Consider the following 15,770-nt stretch of genomic DNA (forward strand, 5'->3'; position numbering starts at 1 on the left):
TGATTTGAATCATCAAGCCAATGACTTCCAAGGCAATGTGGCATTGAATGTTTCGGGCACAACAGTTGTTGCTGATGCGAATGTGCTGAATGTGTCGGGTCAATTGAATGGCGCAGCGGAGTTGCGTGCACAGTCGATTGAACAAGACGGTACCCTGACCGCCAATTCCAGTGTCTTGCTGCAAGCCAATCATGTTGATCTGGGTAAGCAGGGCAACAGCTTCAACAGTCTGCTTCGTGTGGAAGATGCAAGCCAGGCAACTTTGAGCAGTGCCGGTACCTTGCGGGTACAAGGTGCAAATTTGGGTAATTTGAATCTGCAAGCACAAGAGGCCAGTTTGGGAGAGCTTGGTGAGTTGCAGCAGCTGGATATAGCGGCTGCTGAAGTTCGCCAAACAGCAGCTTTGAATGTGAAGGGTGATACACACCTGCGCAGTGACCGGGTAGATCTGAACAATTCAGAGAACGATTTTATCGGGAAAATTACGGTTCAAAATCCGGATTCCGCCAACGCAAGCGTGTCGATTACAGACAAAAATGATTTGTCCATGCAGGCTGAAAACCTCGCCCTGGCCGCACGCGTGTTAGGCAACTTTGAATTACAAGCCAACAATGTGGAGCTTGGTAGCACGCAAGTGGATGGTGCAAGCCAGATCGAATTGACTGGTGCATTAACCCAAAGCAGGTCGGTCATGTTGAATGATGCAAGCTTGACAGCAGCCCAAATCAGTTTGACCAATTCCGGCAACCGGTTCAATGGCAACACGCAAGTACAGTCAGGTGGTTCGGTTGCACTGGGAACCAGCGGCAACTTGAATGTCAATACCACCTCATCGACTGGTACTTTGGCCCTGAATGTAGGGGGTAATGCGGAAGTCAGCGGCATGCAGGTGCAGTTCGCGGATTCCCAGTTCGATGGTGATCTTGTTGTGTCTGCCAATCAGATTTCCCAGGTAGGGCGTTTGCAGGTTGGGGGCGATGCCAGGCTTGAATCAATCGGTGGCGAAATTGATTTGCAGCATGCAGACAACCGCTTTCGGGGCACGGTCAGTGCCAGTGCGGAGCAAACCCGTTTGTCGACCTTGGGCGACATGCAGTTGTTGAACCTGAACAGTCGGGGCGGGCAGTTGACCGCCGATGGCCGCATGCTTCTGCTGGGCACAATTGAGCAAACGGGTGGTGCTTTGACCTTCACTGCGAAAGGCGTGTCGCGACCATTGTCTTCTGCCGACATTGCTCTGGTCTTGCCACCTTCGCTGGATGTATTCTCCAGCAAAGAAGCGGTGAATCCATTCACAGGACTCGGTCGCATTACTGTGGCCAGCCCGATGATTCATCAACGTTCAGGGCAATTGCTCACCACTGCTGGTGCCACAACCCAGTTCGATTCACCTGAAAACGGTTCAATTGTCCTGACGCAGAATAACCAGATCAATGGTCAGGTCGGCGTACTGGCCGGGCGAAGCCACAATCAATCTTTCTCTTATGTGGCAGATCGTGGCGCGAGTCTGTTTGCAGTTAACAACGACGTGCGGTTGAATATTGGAGGGCAGGGTGCCGAGGCAGACTTGATTGCTGTTCGAGCGCGTGGCCTGGCCACACAGGGCAGTGAGGCGGTGATCCGTGCTCGGATGCCTTACAACGACCTTGCTGTGGGTACAGCGCGCTCTTACGCAGGCCTGACACTTTCGATACCCTTGGGGGGAGTGAATGGGCAACCGGGTGGTTTGGCCACATTTGGCGAATCGTCTGGTTCAGGTCAGTCGGCAGGTGCCGGTGCCATCCGGGTTGAAGTTGGTGACATCAATCGTCCGGGCTTGGGTGGTTTCCTCACAGTACTACCCTTTGAGGGAAGTAATCTGTTGCCTGGGCAAGTGGTTTACCTGGCGGGCCCGGAGCGCAAGGGCACTCAAGCGTTTTTCTACGATGGGGCACGCAGTCTGGATCGCATTCCCGTGGTTTACAACGGCACCTTGCTGTTGTCACCACAAGAAGCTGCCGCCTTGACGACTGCCCAAGGCGCTGTGGTATTGGCTCGCCAGGAGCAAACCCGTTCCGTGGTTCGCACTGAAAACGTGGCTGGCAAAATTATCAATGGTGTGGTGGCGGAAGTGGGCCCGGGCAGGCCTGCAACCGAGGGCGAGGGTGGTCCAACAAAGCCGGCCACTTGTGATGCAGAAGACTCAGGCCTAAGCTGCGCACCCTGATAATTTTGCATTAGGGACTTCCTGTGTAGCCACCACAGGGAGTCTGCCGCATACTTCGCTTTGACATTTTTAATTCAAAACCGGAGTAAGTTCATGAAAACCAAAGCCGTCTTGTCTGTAGATGACGTACAAGCCATTTTGACTGCCGCTCGTGCGGAAGCCGAAGCCAACAACTGGGGCGTAACCATTGCTGTGGCCGACGATGGTGGTCATTTGTTGGGCATGCTGCGTTTGGACGGCGCACCTCCCATGAGCGCACACATTGGCCCTTCCAAGGCCAAGTCTGCTGCCATGGCCCGCAAAGACACCAAAATTCTGGAAGACGTCATCAACAACGGCCGTACTGCCTTTGTAACCGCTCCCTACGTAGACGGGCTGCTGGAAGGCGGCGTAACCATTGTGGTCGATGGCCAGGTGGTGGGCGCTGTGGGTGTTTCTGGCGTGAAATCGGATCAAGACGCCCAAGTGGCGCGTGCCGGTATTGCAGCACTGAAGCTGTAATAGTTGCCATTCATGCAGTACAGAAAACCCCGGGCATTTGCCTCGGGGTTTTTTTATGCCGGTGCGCTCGTCTAAAATGGGCAGGTACTTACCGACACTGGAGCGCTATGAGCTATCAACCTAATCCGGTTCCCAATCAGGAAGAGTCCAACCGCACCATTGTTTTGGTGGCCTATGTGTTGGGTGCTGTGGGTATATTCACGGCGTTTATTCCAATCCTGATTGCTCTCATTATTTGTTATGTGAAGCGTGGCGAATCAGCGGGCACTATTTATTACAGCCATTACGACTGGCTTATTTCAACCTTCTGGATTGGCATGTTCTGGTTTGTGGTGGCCATGATCACCATGGTGTTTGGCGTGGGCTTTATTGTTTACGGCATTTTAAGTTTGTGGTTGCTTTACCGCTTCGTGAAGGGTTTGCTCCGGTTTAGTGAAAGGAAGGCGGTTGTTTAATCAAGCTGTTGCTGTGTTTGGCCGGTTTGCTGGCGTGTGCCTGCTGCTGTTGTTGCAGGCCTGTGCAGGTTTGCAAGAAGGTGGTTCGGACGCCTTGGTACTTGAAGATGGCACCGTATTTACCGGCTTCGAAACCGAAAAACCTGAGGTTCAAAAAGCGTTGCTGGCCCAGTTTCGCGAGTGGCGCGGCACACCTTACAAATTGGGCGGCAATTCAAAAGCGGGCATTGATTGTTCGGCCTTTGTGCAACAAACTTTGAATACCCATTTCAACATTACAGCGCCGCGCAGCACCACCCAACAAGTCAATATGGGTGTAGATGTAGGCCGCGATGCCATGCAGGTAGGCGACCTTGTATTTTTCCGAACAGGGTACACCACCAAGCACGTGGGCTTTTACTTGGGCGATGGCAAGTTTTTACACGCCTCCACCAAGGTGGGTGTCACCATCAGCCGGCTTGATGATTTGTATTGGCGTAAAACATTCTGGAAGGTACGCAGGGTGATGTGAAACACCTGCCAACAAAAAACCCGCCAAACTTCGGCGGGTTTTTTGATGAGCGCACAGCGGGTTTATCGCTGCTGGGCCAGTGCTTCAATGCGCTGCTCAATGGGTGGGTGGCTGCTGAACAAGGCCATTACACCACCTTTGCCTGAAATACCGGATGCAGCCATGTTCGAGGGCAGTTCACCAGCCTGCATGCCGCCCAAACGCTTCAAAGCGGAAATCATGGGCTGCTTGTTGCCCATTAACCAGGCTGCGCCCGAGTCGGCACGGAATTCACGCTGACGCGAGAAGTACATCACGATGATGGAGGCCAAGATACCCAGCGTAATTTCCATCACGATAACGGTGATGAAGTAACCCATGCCCTGGCCACTGGATTCAGAATCGTCTTTGCGCAAAAACTGATCCACCAGAAAGCCCACCACGCGGGCCAGGAAAAACACAAAGGTGTTCACCACGCCTTGAATCAGCGTGAGTGTAACCATGTCGCCGTTGGCAATGTGAGCCACTTCGTGCGCCAACACAGCTTCGGCCTCTTCGCGGCTCATGCTTTGCAGCAAACCCGTGCTAACCGCGACCAGTGAGTTGCTTTTGCTGGGGCCAGTGGCAAATGCGTTGGGAGCACCTTCGTAAATGGCCACTTCCGGCATGGGAATGCCGGCTTTGTCTGCAAAGCGCTGAACTGTGCTGACCAGCCATTGCTCGGTGGGGTTACGTGGTGTTTCAATGACCTGCGCGCCGGTGCTCCACTTGGCTACTTTTTTGCTGATCAACAGGCTGATGAATGAACCACCAAAGCCCAATACAGCACTGAATGCCAGCAGCATGGTCAGGTTAAGCTGACCCCCGGCCATGAACTGGTTCAAGCCCAGCACATGCACGGTAATGCCCAGTACCACCATAATGGCGACGTTGGTGGCTAAAAATAAAACAATGCGTTTCATGATGCGTGATGTCCTTTCAACAATTGCAAGGGGGTCACCTGGTGAAGGGTGTGTTTCAGTTGGCGGCGAACAGCACGTGCTGCTGATTCAACCGCCTGGTCAATTGCGCTGAGCCAATGCGGCCCGGCGCTGTCTACGATCAAGGGCGCTTGCCCGTCGATTCGAATTTCAATCACACAGTTGCGCTGGTCGGCCTGTTTTGCGGAGTGCCTGTCCAGTTTCACGGTGATGTTTTTAATCTGGGTCGAAAGTCGATTGATGGCCGAGCGCACGCGGCGAAGTACGTACCTGCGCAGGGTTTCATCGATCTCGGGATGCCGAGCCACAATTTCAGTTTTCATGGTTGCGTCCTCCTTTCGGGGAAATAGACAGTTGAAGTGTACGCCGGTTCAATGTAAGAATAAATGGAACAATTGCTTAGTAAATATTCGAATAAATCGAAGGGTTAATGAAACTTACCGACCTGAACTTCCACCACTTGCGCTATTTCTGGATGGTGGCCAACACCGGAAGCCTGACAGCGGCGGCCGAGCGGCTTGGGCTGCGCGCGCAAACGCTTTCAAGCCAAATTACCCAGTTGGAACAAACTTTGGGGCGGGCTTTGTTTCAGCCGGTGGGGCGGGGTTTGGGGCTGACCGAGGCCGGGCGAATTGCTTTGCGCTATGCCGATCAAATTTTTCAGCTGGGCGAGCAAATGGCCGAAAGCCTGGGCGACGAGCAACTGGATTACACACTGCGTTTGTCGGTGGGCATTGCCGATGCCTTGCCCAAAACCGTGTCGTTTCACATGATTGAACCCATATTGGGCATGCAGCGCCCTGTGCGGCTGGTGTGCCACGAAGGTCGGTTCGAGGCCCTGTGTTCGGAGCTTGTGCAACACAGCGTGGATGTGGTGTTGGCTGAGCGCCCAGGCGGGCAGGGCACTGCACACTTGCAGGTGGCCAAGTTGCTGACTTACCCGGTGCGAATTTTTGCAAGCCCGGATTTGAAACAGAAGTACGAGGCGAACTTTCCACAAAGCTTGCAACACGCGCCTTTCCTGATGCCATCGCGCAACAACGTGTTGCGGCTGAAGCTGGAGCACTGGCTGGAAAGTGTGGGCGTGGAGGTGACGGTGGTAGGGGAGTTCGACGACCTCGCCTTGCTGGAAACGTTTGGCCGGGCTGGCTTGGGATTATTTGCCGTACCCGCCATGCTGATTGAAGACGTGGTGCGCGACCACACCGTGCTACACATGGGCGATGCGCAAGGTGTGGTCGAAGATTTTTTTGCATTCACCCACCCGCGCAACTTGAACCACCCTGCCTTGAAGCTGCTATTTAACGTCAACCCCAATACAAACCCGAATCGCCCCGATTAAACGCTTGCAGTACACTTCGACCTTCCCTGTCACTTCCCAGTCATTTTCCTGTACGGCGGCCTTCTATGTTTTTGCGCATTGTTGCGGTTATTTTTCCGGTGTTTGCGGTGGTGGCCCTTGGGTATTGGTATGGGCGGGTGAAAAAACCCGACATGAAATTTGCCAACCAGCTGAACATGGAAATTTTTGTGCCGGCGCTGGTGTTCTCGGCCTTGGCCAGCAAGTCGTTTGAAATTGAATCGTATTGGTTGCTGGCTGTGGGTGGTACCATTGTGGTGTTGGGTTCAGGTTTGTTGGCATGGCCTGTGGGCCGTTTGTTGGGAATTGATAGCCGAATTTTTGTGCCTCCCATGATGTTCAACAACTCCGGCAACATGGGCTTGCCACTGGCCATTCTGGCATTTGGTGAGGAGGCCTTGCCCGCTGCGGTGATGCTGTTTTTGGTGGGCAATACGCTGCATTACTCGTTGGGAACCTGGATGATGAGCCCCAATGCGCGCATTTTGATGTTGTGGAAAGAGCCCGTGATTGCTGCATCCATTGCGGGTTTGCTGGTCAGTGTGCTGAAAATTGAAGTGTGGGCGCCCCTGTATTTTGCGATCGACATGGTGGGCGATGTGTCCATTCCACTGCTGTTGTTCTCATTGGGGGTTCGCTTGACCCAAGCCGACTTTTCGGATGTGAAGCTGGGTGTCATTGGCGGTGTGTTGTGCCCACTCACCGGGCTTATTTTCGCAGCCTTGTGCGTGTGGTTGCTGCCTTTAAGCCCAGAACACACGGCGATGCTGATTGTGTTCGGTGCCCTGCCACCAGCGGTGCTCAGTTTTGTGTTTGCTGAAAAATACGGCCTTCAGCCTCAACGGGTGGCTTCACTGGTGATGATGGGGAACCTGATGAGCCTCATCTTCGTGCCGATGGCCCTGTATTGGGTACTGTGAACCATTGCCCGGGCTGGGCATGCTCACCCAAACCCGTTCACTTCTCGGCAGGCGCAAGGTGGCATTGGCGAGCAGGTCCGGGTATTGGGCCAGGTCAATGACCAGCCTTTCCTTTCGTGGGTCGTTGTAAACATGGCCCAGTGTGGGCCCGGTTCGCATGCCCAAGGCGGTGAACTCGGGTGTTTTCATCCACAGGCCCAGTGGCAACAATTCCATGGTGTTGTAAATTTCGCCAATTTTTTCAGCTGGCAATGTGCCCACATGCACTTGCAGGTAAGGCCCCAGCGGCGAACGCAGTACGGTTTTAATGGCTCGCAGTTCGGTGCTTAATTGCAGTGGGGGCAGTGCGCTGCCCAAGGCAATGCGAATGGTGTTGTCTTGCAGCTTGACTGCGGTCTCGTCAATTTTGATAAAGCTGCTGAGTTTTAACCCGGCGTAATCAATCAGCGGCAACATGGACAGGCCAAACATGCGCACTTCGGCGGGTGTGAATTCCAGGTGCTGTTTGTCGCTTGAAATAAGCAACGGGCCGCTGAGTTTGGCAGGCAACCAGAACAGTGGAATGCCAAAAATTTCAGGTTTCACTTGCAGCGAAAGCTGCAAATGAGGCTCGCCAATTGTGGTGTTGACTTGTCGAATTGGGCTGCCCTCGAAGTTGAACAATGCTTTGTTCATCAGGGTATTCATGGCGGCTTCGCTCAGCGAAATCTCGCCCACATGCACGGTTTGTTTGGCGATCGGCAGTTGGCCAAGGTCGGTGGATTGAGTGCTGGCCAACAGTTTTTCAACACGCAGTTCAATCCCCTCGCGGGACAGCAGCGTGGCATGGTGCACCGCCAGGGTCACAGCCTCTAGCCCGGAATTCAAACCTTCAAGTTGGGCAATCGCAGCCTCTCCAGTGTTGAGCAAGGCCGTTTCAGCGGGGTTGAGCAGCCCTTCCTGGGCACTGATCCACAGGGCACCGTCGGTGCGAAGCTGCACGGTGCTGGTGCTGATTAAACTGTTCAAATCGTGCAGTGCAATGGGCAAGCTGCCATTGCTGATGCCTGTGACCAAGGTGGGCTGGCCCGCCAGCACCATGCCTGCAGCACGTAATTCGCCGCCGTGTGTGTACACAAAATTGGCGGGACAATCGGCTTTGCAATAAAAGGGGGGTGCCGGGTTGGCCTGGCCCAATAACACGGTGACTTCCCCTTGCCCCAATTGCACGGCATTCAGTTCGAAAGAAAGTTTGGGGGCGGGTAGCACTTGATCAAGCCGAAGCACCATGGCCTGACCTTGCAAAGCCACGGCCTTTGATTTCATGTCGATCAGCGATTGCAACTGAATATTGGTGGCCAGCAAGGCTTTGTACAGGGGTACGCCTGCTACCTTCAAGGTGCGCGGAGTTAAGGTAATTTCTCGCGCGTTGGCCACGGCGGGTGTGCCTTCCATGGTGAATGGAATCCACAACCCCAGCCTTTTAATATCGCCGGTAATCAGCATGCCGTCGGTTTGCGTGGTCACCTGCCTGATTCGCAAGGGCGCCTCGCTGGCTTGCAGTTCTGCCTGCACAAGTGCCTGCAATACGCTGTCGGCAATTCGAAGGTGCGCATGGTCCACGTTCACTTCATAGGCCGCCAGGTTTTCGAGCGAAACAGGGGTGTTGGGCTGTGCGGCGGCAAGCGTGCAGTGCAAGCTTTGAATATCGAATCGAATGTTGTTGGCCAAGGCCAGCCGGCTGTTGCGCACCTGTACCAAGGCCTGTTCGCTGGGCTGCCAGGTGTTTGGAAGCGAAATGCGCCAGTCCTGAACTTTTTCCAGTGTGTCGGCCCACGCATTGGGGGCCTTGTACAGGGTGAATGCAGCAAATGCGAGGGTCGCCAACAGGCGTGCTTGACGCTTCATCACGGTCGGTTAGAGTGAATTTGGGGTGGAGTGTAGCCGGATGTGGCTGTTTTTACTGGAATTGTAGTTCTAGGTGTTGTTATTTGGGTTTGTAGCCCCAAACCTCGTTCAAGCGGTTTTCGCGGCCACAGGTGGTTTTGTAATACTGATAGCGCAAGGGGTTTTTGCGATAAAAGTCTTGGTGATATTCCTCGGCCACATAAAAGGTTTGGGCGGCTTCAACCGTGGTGTAAATGGTTTTGAATTTGCCGGTACCCAGCAATTGTTCCTTGCTTTGTTTGGCCTCGCGGTGCTGTTGTTCGTTCAGGTAAAAAATAGCCGATCGGTATTGTTCGCCCACATCGCAGAATTGCCGGTTTTCAACAGTGGGGTCAATATTGGTCCAAAAGGCTTTCAACAGGGTGCTGTAGCTGATTTGCCGGGGGTCGTATTGCACCCGCACCACTTCAACATGGCCGGTGTTGCCTTGGCTCACCTGCTCGTAGGTGGGGGAGGCAGTGCGCCCGCCGGTATAACCGGAATCAACCGATTTCACGCCCCTGATTTTTTCAAATGCTTCCTCCATGCACCAAAAGCAGCCGCCTGCGAATATGGCCTGTTCAAGTTGCTTGGCGTGCGCCAGGGGCAAAAAGCCTGAAAGCCCCAACAACAAAGTTGCAGTGTTACGCGACCAAACCACCCAAGCCATGCAAGTACTCCTTGTGCAACATTCAAACTGATTGTGATGCCAACCACGGTTTTGCTTTCAATCAGACCCGCTTTTTGAAATAATGTTCACCCCTTGCCAGAAATATCAGTGAAATCATGAGTTTGTTGCCACACGAGTTGGAATTGCTAGCCCCCGCACGCGACGTTGAAATTGGTCGCCAGGCTATTCTGCACGGCGCAGACGCGGTTTACCTTGGTGGGCCAGTGTTCGGCGCGCGGGCCAATGCGGCCAACTCGGTGGCTGATATTGCAAAGCTGGTGGAGTTTGCCCACCGCTACCACGCACGTATTTTCACCACCATCAACACCATTCTTCACGATGCAGAGCTTGAAGAAGCCCGCAAACTGGTGTGGCAGTTGTACGACGCAGGTGTGGATGCGCTGATTATTCAGGACATGGGTTTGCTCGAGATGGATTTGCCCCCCATTCAACTGCATGCCAGCACGCAGTGCGACATTCGCACGGTGGAAAAAGCAAAGTTTTTGGCTGACAGCGGATTTTCGCAATTGGTATTGGCGCGCGAGTTGACCGTTGAAGAAATTACCGCCGTGCATGCGGCGGTGGGCAATTCCGCCACCATCGAATATTTCATTCACGGCGCCTTGTGCGTGGCTTTTTCGGGGCAGTGTTACATTAGTCATGCTGAAACTGGCCGCAGTGCCAACCGTGGAGATTGTTCGCAGGCCTGCCGCCTGCCCTACACGCTGACCGATCAAAGCGGTGCGGTGGTGGCCTTTGACAAACATTTGTTGTCGATGAAAGACAACAACCAAAGTGGCAATCTGGAGCATTTGATTGATGCGGGTGTGCGTTCTTTCAAAATTGAAGGCCGTTACAAAGACATGGCCTATGTGAAAAACATCACGGCCCACTACCGAATTTTGCTGGATGAAATCATGGAGCAGCGCGGCGAGTTTACCCGCGCGTCCAGTGGCACCACCCGCCACTATTTCAGGCCCGACCCCGACCGCAACTTTCACCGTGGCTCAACCGATTACTTTGCCAGCGGCCGGAAAATTGACATTGGCGCGTTCGATTCACCCAAGTTCATTGGCCAGCCGATTGGCCATGTGGTGGCCGTGAACGACAAAAGTATTGATATACAAACCAGCGACGAACTGAACAACGGCGATGGCCTGAATTTCATGCGCAAACGGGAAGTGGTGGGCTTGCATGTGAACCGCGCCGAGAAGGTGTTTAGCAAGGGCGTGCACAGCAAAGGCGACGGACAGGCCGTTTACCGCGTTTTCCCGAAAGACCCGATCAGCAGTTATGGTGGCCTGAAAGCAGGTTTGCCCATGCACCGCAACCGCGACCATGCCTGGGACATGGCGTTGACCAAGGAAAGTGCCGAACGCCGCATTGGTGTGTGGCTAACCTTGACCGAGTGGATGGAGGGCGATGTACTGAAGGGCTTGCAATTGAGCTTGACCGACGAAGATGGGATTGCCACCACCGCGCAAGTTGACATGAAGCTGGAACAGGCCAAGCAGCCCGACACTGCCGTGGACAGCATTAAAACCCACCTGGGCAAGTTGGGCGGCACCGATTATTCGGCTTTGGGTTTGAATGTGCATTTAAGCCAACCCTGGTTTGTGCCCGCCAGTACCTTGAATGGCATGCGCCGTGAGGCGATTGAAGCCTTGAATGCCGCGCGAATTGCTGCCTGGCAACGCCCGCTGCGCAAGGATCCTGTGCAGCCCTATGTGGAATACCCGGAAAAGTCGTTAAGCTTCCTGGCCAATGTTTACAACGACAAAGCGCGCGAATTTTACAAAAAACATGGTGTGCAGATGATTGCTGCTGCTTATGAGGCGCATGAGGAAGCTGGTGAGGTTCCTGTCATGATCACCAAGCATTGTCTGCGATTTTCGTTTAATTTGTGCCCAAAACAAGCCAAAGGCGTAAAAGGTGTTCAGGGTCAGGTGAAGGCCGAGCCCATGGTGCTGGTCAATGGTGATCAAAAGTACACCCTGAAATTCGATTGTAAACCCTGTGAAATGCACATCATAGGTAAAATGCGCAAAGACATTTTCAACAGCCCGCCCCCCTCGGTGGTGCCGATCACTTTCATGAAGCGCAAGCCAGCGTGAGCGTTTAACCACGTTTCCGTGCCGTGATATTCGATTTCACGGGTACGTCAAATTTTTGTCATTTATTTGTCATAATTCTTGGATAACCTTGTAATTCTGCGTGAAACTTTCTGCTGGATTAATTACTTATTAATATGTCCGATACTTCGACGATCAAGGCCCCGGCCAAACGGGGCGACGCCATCTTCGGCGTGTTAACCAGCGGTGCATCTGTTTTCACATTGTTGATGCTGGGTGGAATCATTGCCTCTTTGGTGGTCGCTTCATGGCCCACCATCACCGCATTTGGTTTTGACTTCCTGTTCACCGCCAACTGGGACCCCCCCATCGACGAGTACGGTGCCCTGGTTCCCATTTACGGTACTTTGGTTACTTCGTTTATCGCATTGATCATCGCTGTGCCCATCAGTTTTGGTATTGCATTGTTCCTCACCGAACTGTCCCCGCCTTGGTTGCGTCGCCCATTGGGAACAGCGATTGAGTTGCTGGCTGCGGTGCCTTCAATTGTTTACGGCATGTGGGGCTTATTGGTTTTTGCGCCTATTTTTGCGAAATACGTTCAGGCGCCCTTGAATGCAACCGTGGGCGAGATCCCTGTGATCGGCGCACTGTTCTCAGGCCCGCCAATCGGCATTGGCTTGCTCACTGCTGGTGTTGTTCTTGCGATCATGATCATCCCCTACATTGCCGCTGTGATGCGCGATGTGTTTGAGGTTACCCCGGTCATGTTGAAGGAAGCCGGTTATGGCATGGGTTGCACTACCTGGGAAGTGGTCTGGAAAATTGTGCTTCCCCACACCAAAGTGGGTGTGATTGGCGGCATCATGTTGGGCTTGGGTCGTGCGCTGGGTGAAACCATGGCTGTGACTTTCGTGATTGGTAACACCAACTATTTGAATGACATTTCCCTGTTCTCTCCCGGCAACAGCATTACCTCCGCCTTGGCCAACGAGTTCGCTGAAGCAGATGCAGGCTTGCACACTTCCGCCTTGATGGAATTGGGCTTGGTGTTGTTTGTGATCACGTTCTTTGTGTTGGTGGCATCGAAGTTGTTGCTGGCCAAACTGTCGAGCAACGGGAGATAAACCATGAGTAGCATTTACACCGACCCGACCTCCATGCCAAAAGAAAACGCAGTCACCACAGTGGCCACCGATGAGAAAATGCGCATCAAAATGCAGTCCAAGCGAAAGCTGCTGAACACCGTGGCATTGACCTTGTCTTTGGCGGCAATGGCCTTTGGATTGTTCTGGTTGATCTGGATTCTGTACACCACTGTAACATTGGGTATTAGTGGCTTGTCTGCACAGTTGTTTACCGAGATGACGCCACCGCCCAATGCGGAGGGTGGTGGTTTGGCCAATGCCATTATGGGCACCTTGCTGATGGTGGGTTTTGCCACATTGTTTGCTACACCCTTGGGTATTCTGGCGGGTGTTCATCTGGCGGAATCCAGGAAAGACAACAAACTGGCAATATCGGTGCGCTTCTTCAACGACATTTTGTTGTCGGCGCCTTCAATCGTGATTGGTCTGTTTGTTTACGCCGTGATGGTTCGACCCATGGGGCATTTTTCAGCTTGGGCGGGTGTAGTTGCACTGGGCTTAATTCAGATTCCAATCGTGATTCGCACCACCGAGAACATGTTGCGCCTGGTGCCAGATGCTTTGCGCGAAGCGGCTTTCGCCTTGGGTACGCCCAAGTGGAAAATGGTGATGGCTATTACTGTGAAGGCAAGCTATGCGGGTATTTTGACGGGCATTTTGTTGGGTGTTGCGCGTATTGCCGGTGAAACTGCACCGTTGTTGTTTACAGCACTGTCGAACCAGTTCTGGAACAGCGACATGATGAAGCCTATGGCGAACCTGCCTGTGATTATTTTCAACTTTGCACTTAGCCCGTTTACAAACTGGCAAGAGCTTGCGTGGGCGGGCGTGTTCCTGATCACCGCAGGTGTGCTGGTGTTGAACATTATCGCGCGTTCGCTGCTGAAGAACTCGAAATAACTGACCTTTGAAGGCCCAGACCATGTCTACGATTGACGTTGAAGAAAAGATCAAACTTGAAGTAAAAAACCTGAATTTCTATTACGGCGCATTTCATGCATTGAAATCGGTCAATTTGAGCATCCCTGAAAAGAAGGTGACCGCTTTCATCGGCCCTTCTGGATGCGGCAAGTCTACTTTGCTTCGAGTGTTCAACAAGATGTTCGCTTTGTACCCGGAACAGCGCGCTGAAGGTGAAATCTTGATGGATGGTGAAAACCTGCTGACCAGCAAGAAAGACATCGCCTTGATTCGCTCCAAGATTGGCATGGTGTTCCAAAAACCCACCCCGTTCCCAATGTCGATTTATGAAAACATTGCTTTCGGTGTTCGCCTGTTTGAGAAATTGTCCAAAGGCGAGATGGAAGAGCGCGTGGAGTGGGCGTTGACCAAAGCTGCTTTGTGGAAAGAAGTGAAAGACAAATTGCATCAAAGCGGCAATGGTTTGTCAGGCGGTCAGCAGCAGCGTTTGTGCATAGCCCGTGGTATCGCGATCAAGCCTGAAATTTTGTTGCTGGATGAGCCCTGCTCAGCCCTGGACCCGATCTCTACGGCCAGTATTGAAGAGTTGATTACCGAGCTGAAAGAAGACTATACCGTGGTGATCGTGACCCACAATATGCAGCAGGCGGCACGGGTTTCTGATTACACGGCCTATATGTATCTTGGTGAACTGATTGAGTTTGGCGTGACTGATCAAATTTTCTTGAAACCCAAAAAGCAGGAAACCGAGAACTACATTACAGGCCGATTTGGCTAAGTAACTTGCGGACCGGCTAGTTGCCAAGTATTTGAATTGTTTACAAGAAAACCACATTTGGCATCTCAAATGTGGTTTTTTGGCATTTATGTGATTGCCTTATTTCTGTCATGATTCTGAAATATTTGTTAGGCACTATAGCTTTACTTTAATAAGTGAGGTGAAAAATGTTCAATATTAAAACGATCGCTTCGGTGATTTCCGCAGGTGCCTTGGCCCTGAGCATGACTTCTGTGAACGCCGCTGAGATTACTGGCGCTGGCGCTTCTTTCCCAGCCCCTGTGTATTCAAAGTGGGCTGACGCTTACAACAAAGAAACTGGCAACAAGGTGAACTACCAGTCCATCGGTTCCGGTGGTGGTATCAAGCAAATTACTGCGAAAACCGTAGATTTCGGTGCTTCCGACATGCCTTTGGTACCTGAAGACCTGAAGGCCAAGGGTTTGATGCAGTTCCCAACCGTGATCGGTGGTGTTGTGCCCGTGGTTAACCTGCAAGGTGTTGCTCCCGGCCAGATGAAATTGTCTGCTGAAGTGTTGGCTAACATTTATTTGAACAAGATTACCAAGTGGAACGACAAGGCAATTGCTGCTTTGAACCCTGGTGTGAACTTGCCTGATATGGATATCAGCGTGATTCGTCGTGCTGATGGTTCAGGTACAACTTTCATCTTCACAAACTACCTGAGCAAAGTAAGTGCTGACTGGAAGAGCACCGTTGGCGAAGGTACAGCAGTGAAGTGGCCAGTAGGTTTGGGTGGCAAGGGCAACGAAGGTGTATCAGCTTTCGTGCAGCGTGTACCCGGTTCAATCGGCTATGTTGAGTATGCCTACGCAAAGCAAAACAAGCTGACACACACACAGTTGAACAACGCTGATGGCGTGTACGTACAACCTTCTGAAGAGTCATTCAAGGCAGCTGCTGCTGGTGCCGATTGGTCCAACAGCTTCTATGAAATCTTGACTCAGCAGCCTGGCAAAGCCGCATGGCCCATCACCGGTGCTACTTTCATCTTGTTCCACACTGAGCAAGCAGATGCGGCCAAGGCTTCTGAAGTACTGAAGTTCTTCAACTGGGCCTACGCAAAGGGTGACAAGTTGAGCTCTGACCTGGACTACGTTCCACTGCCAGACGAAACAGTGAAGAAGATTGAAGCTGCCTGGAAGACTGTAAAAGCAACTGACGGCAAGACAATCGTAATGAAGTAAATTTCAACTTCGGTTGATTTGGGAAAGGCCCCGGTTTAAACAAACCGGGGCCTTTTTCTTTTGGAGATGTCGGCAAAGTTGGTATTGAGCGCTCACGGATGCAAGGTTACGATACGTTGCAATAAATGCATTTGTTGTAATGTGCGGTTTTGTGAG

General features: G+C 52.5%; 15 protein-coding genes. 11 read left to right on the forward strand and 4 right to left on the reverse strand.

Annotation, left to right across the window (positions count from 1 at the left end; translation table 11 throughout):
- The 4 genes from B4C79_RS06340 to B4C79_RS06355 form a co-directional block, all read left to right on the forward strand.
- The coding region (locus tag B4C79_RS06340) for a hypothetical protein (RefSeq protein WP_291739325.1) at positions 1 to 2,206 on the forward strand (2,206 nt) is incomplete at its 5' end.
- Between the two features lie 93 nt (positions 2,207 to 2,299).
- Positions 2,300 to 2,707, forward strand: a complete 408-nt coding sequence (locus tag B4C79_RS06345) for a heme-binding protein (protein ID WP_105027979.1) — start codon at positions 2,300 to 2,302, stop codon at positions 2,705 to 2,707.
- A 107-nt stretch (positions 2,708 to 2,814) separates the two neighbouring features.
- Positions 2,815 to 3,162, forward strand: a complete 348-nt coding sequence (locus tag B4C79_RS06350) for a DUF4870 family protein (protein WP_105027980.1) — start codon at positions 2,815 to 2,817, stop codon at positions 3,160 to 3,162.
- Positions 3,155 to 3,673 carry an NlpC/P60 family protein gene (locus B4C79_RS06355; RefSeq protein WP_105027981.1) on the forward strand — a complete coding sequence of 173 codons (519 nt, stop codon included), beginning with the start codon at positions 3,155 to 3,157 and terminating at the stop codon, positions 3,671 to 3,673. Before B4C79_RS06350 ends, B4C79_RS06355 begins: the two co-directional genes overlap by 8 nt.
- A gap of 62 nt (positions 3,674 to 3,735) precedes the next feature.
- On the opposite strand, the gene htpX is transcribed toward B4C79_RS06355, so the two are convergent.
- Positions 3,736 to 4,614, reverse strand: coding sequence for a protease HtpX (gene htpX / locus B4C79_RS06360; RefSeq protein WP_291739324.1), 879 nt, complete (start codon positions 4,612 to 4,614; stop codon positions 3,736 to 3,738).
- Positions 4,611 to 4,955 (reverse strand): HPF/RaiA family ribosome-associated protein, encoded by a 345-nt coding sequence (locus B4C79_RS06365; protein WP_291739323.1) that lies wholly within the window; start codon positions 4,953 to 4,955, stop codon positions 4,611 to 4,613. The genes htpX and B4C79_RS06365 overlap by 4 nt, the downstream gene beginning before the upstream one ends.
- A gap of 107 nt (positions 4,956 to 5,062) precedes the next feature.
- On the opposite strand from B4C79_RS06365, the gene B4C79_RS06370 reads away from it, so the two are divergent.
- Both B4C79_RS06370 and B4C79_RS06375 read left to right on the forward strand, forming a co-directional pair.
- On the forward strand, positions 5,063 to 5,974 hold the full coding sequence (locus B4C79_RS06370; protein WP_291739322.1) for a LysR family transcriptional regulator: 912 nt from the start codon (positions 5,063 to 5,065) through the stop codon (positions 5,972 to 5,974).
- Positions 5,975 to 6,039: 65 nt separating this feature from the next.
- Positions 6,040 to 6,912, forward strand: coding sequence for an AEC family transporter (locus B4C79_RS06375; RefSeq protein WP_291739321.1), 873 nt, complete (start codon positions 6,040 to 6,042; stop codon positions 6,910 to 6,912).
- Here B4C79_RS06375 and B4C79_RS06380 read toward each other — a convergent pair.
- Positions 6,844 to 8,799, reverse strand: coding sequence for a hypothetical protein (locus B4C79_RS06380; RefSeq protein ID WP_291739320.1), 1,956 nt, complete (start codon positions 8,797 to 8,799; stop codon positions 6,844 to 6,846). The two genes, B4C79_RS06375 and B4C79_RS06380, sit on opposite strands and share 69 nt — an antisense overlap.
- Before the next feature lie 79 nt (positions 8,800 to 8,878).
- Complete coding sequence (gene msrA / locus B4C79_RS06385; RefSeq protein ID WP_291751093.1) at positions 8,879 to 9,487, reverse strand: peptide-methionine (S)-S-oxide reductase MsrA; 609 nt, start codon at positions 9,485 to 9,487, stop codon at positions 8,879 to 8,881.
- Positions 9,488 to 9,603: 116 nt separating this feature from the next.
- Between msrA and B4C79_RS06390 the strand changes: the two genes are divergently transcribed.
- From B4C79_RS06390 to pstS, 5 genes are all read left to right on the forward strand, one after another.
- Complete coding sequence (locus B4C79_RS06390) at positions 9,604 to 11,601, forward strand: peptidase U32 family protein (RefSeq protein WP_291751096.1); 1,998 nt, start codon at positions 9,604 to 9,606, stop codon at positions 11,599 to 11,601.
- A gap of 134 nt (positions 11,602 to 11,735) precedes the next feature.
- Positions 11,736 to 12,686 (forward strand): phosphate ABC transporter permease PstC, encoded by a 951-nt coding sequence (pstC, locus tag B4C79_RS06395; protein WP_291741223.1) that lies wholly within the window; start codon positions 11,736 to 11,738, stop codon positions 12,684 to 12,686.
- A gap of 3 nt (positions 12,687 to 12,689) precedes the next feature.
- Positions 12,690 to 13,607: a phosphate ABC transporter permease PstA gene (gene pstA / locus B4C79_RS06400; protein WP_371815423.1), complete on the forward strand. Its 918-nt coding sequence runs from the start codon at positions 12,690 to 12,692 to the stop codon at positions 13,605 to 13,607.
- Positions 13,608 to 13,629: 22 nt separating this feature from the next.
- The gene (gene pstB / locus B4C79_RS06405) at positions 13,630 to 14,406 is read left to right on the forward strand and encodes a phosphate ABC transporter ATP-binding protein PstB (RefSeq protein WP_171097274.1); all 777 of its coding nucleotides are present in this window, start codon (positions 13,630 to 13,632) and stop codon (positions 14,404 to 14,406) included.
- 176 nt (positions 14,407 to 14,582) lie between these two features.
- Positions 14,583 to 15,614, forward strand: coding sequence for a phosphate ABC transporter substrate-binding protein PstS (gene pstS / locus B4C79_RS06410; protein WP_371815434.1), 1,032 nt, complete (start codon positions 14,583 to 14,585; stop codon positions 15,612 to 15,614).
- The last annotated feature ends 156 nt before the right edge of the window (positions 15,615 to 15,770 follow it).

The organism is Limnobacter sp. UBA7229 (assembly GCF_002473065.1).
Lineage (GTDB): Bacteria > Pseudomonadota > Gammaproteobacteria > Burkholderiales > Burkholderiaceae_B > Limnobacter > Limnobacter profundi.

Bases quoted from the DNA above. Each gene is read 5' to 3' on its own strand.
- B4C79_RS06345 (WP_105027979.1), top strand. From the start codon at position 2,300: ATGAAAACCAAAGCCGTCTTGTCTGTAGATGACGTACAAGCCATTTTG.
- pstB (WP_171097274.1), top strand. From the start codon at position 13,630: ATGTCTACGATTGACGTTGAAGAAAAGATCAAACTTGAAGTAAAAAAC.
- htpX (WP_291739324.1), bottom strand. From the start codon at position 4,614: ATGAAACGCATTGTTTTATTTTTAGCCACCAACGTCGCCATTATGGTG.
- msrA (WP_291751093.1), bottom strand. From the start codon at position 9,487: ATGGCTTGGGTGGTTTGGTCGCGTAACACTGCAACTTTGTTGTTGGGG.
- pstA (WP_371815423.1), top strand. From the start codon at position 12,690: ATGAGTAGCATTTACACCGACCCGACCTCCATGCCAAAAGAAAACGCA.
- pstC (WP_291741223.1), top strand. From the start codon at position 11,736: ATGTCCGATACTTCGACGATCAAGGCCCCGGCCAAACGGGGCGACGCC.
- B4C79_RS06380 (WP_291739320.1), bottom strand. From the start codon at position 8,799: ATGAAGCGTCAAGCACGCCTGTTGGCGACCCTCGCATTTGCTGCATTC.
- B4C79_RS06350 (WP_105027980.1), top strand. From the start codon at position 2,815: ATGAGCTATCAACCTAATCCGGTTCCCAATCAGGAAGAGTCCAACCGC.
- B4C79_RS06370 (WP_291739322.1), top strand. From the start codon at position 5,063: ATGAAACTTACCGACCTGAACTTCCACCACTTGCGCTATTTCTGGATG.
- B4C79_RS06365 (WP_291739323.1), bottom strand. From the start codon at position 4,955: ATGAAAACTGAAATTGTGGCTCGGCATCCCGAGATCGATGAAACCCTG.
- B4C79_RS06375 (WP_291739321.1), top strand. From the start codon at position 6,040: ATGTTTTTGCGCATTGTTGCGGTTATTTTTCCGGTGTTTGCGGTGGTG.
- B4C79_RS06390 (WP_291751096.1), top strand. From the start codon at position 9,604: ATGAGTTTGTTGCCACACGAGTTGGAATTGCTAGCCCCCGCACGCGAC.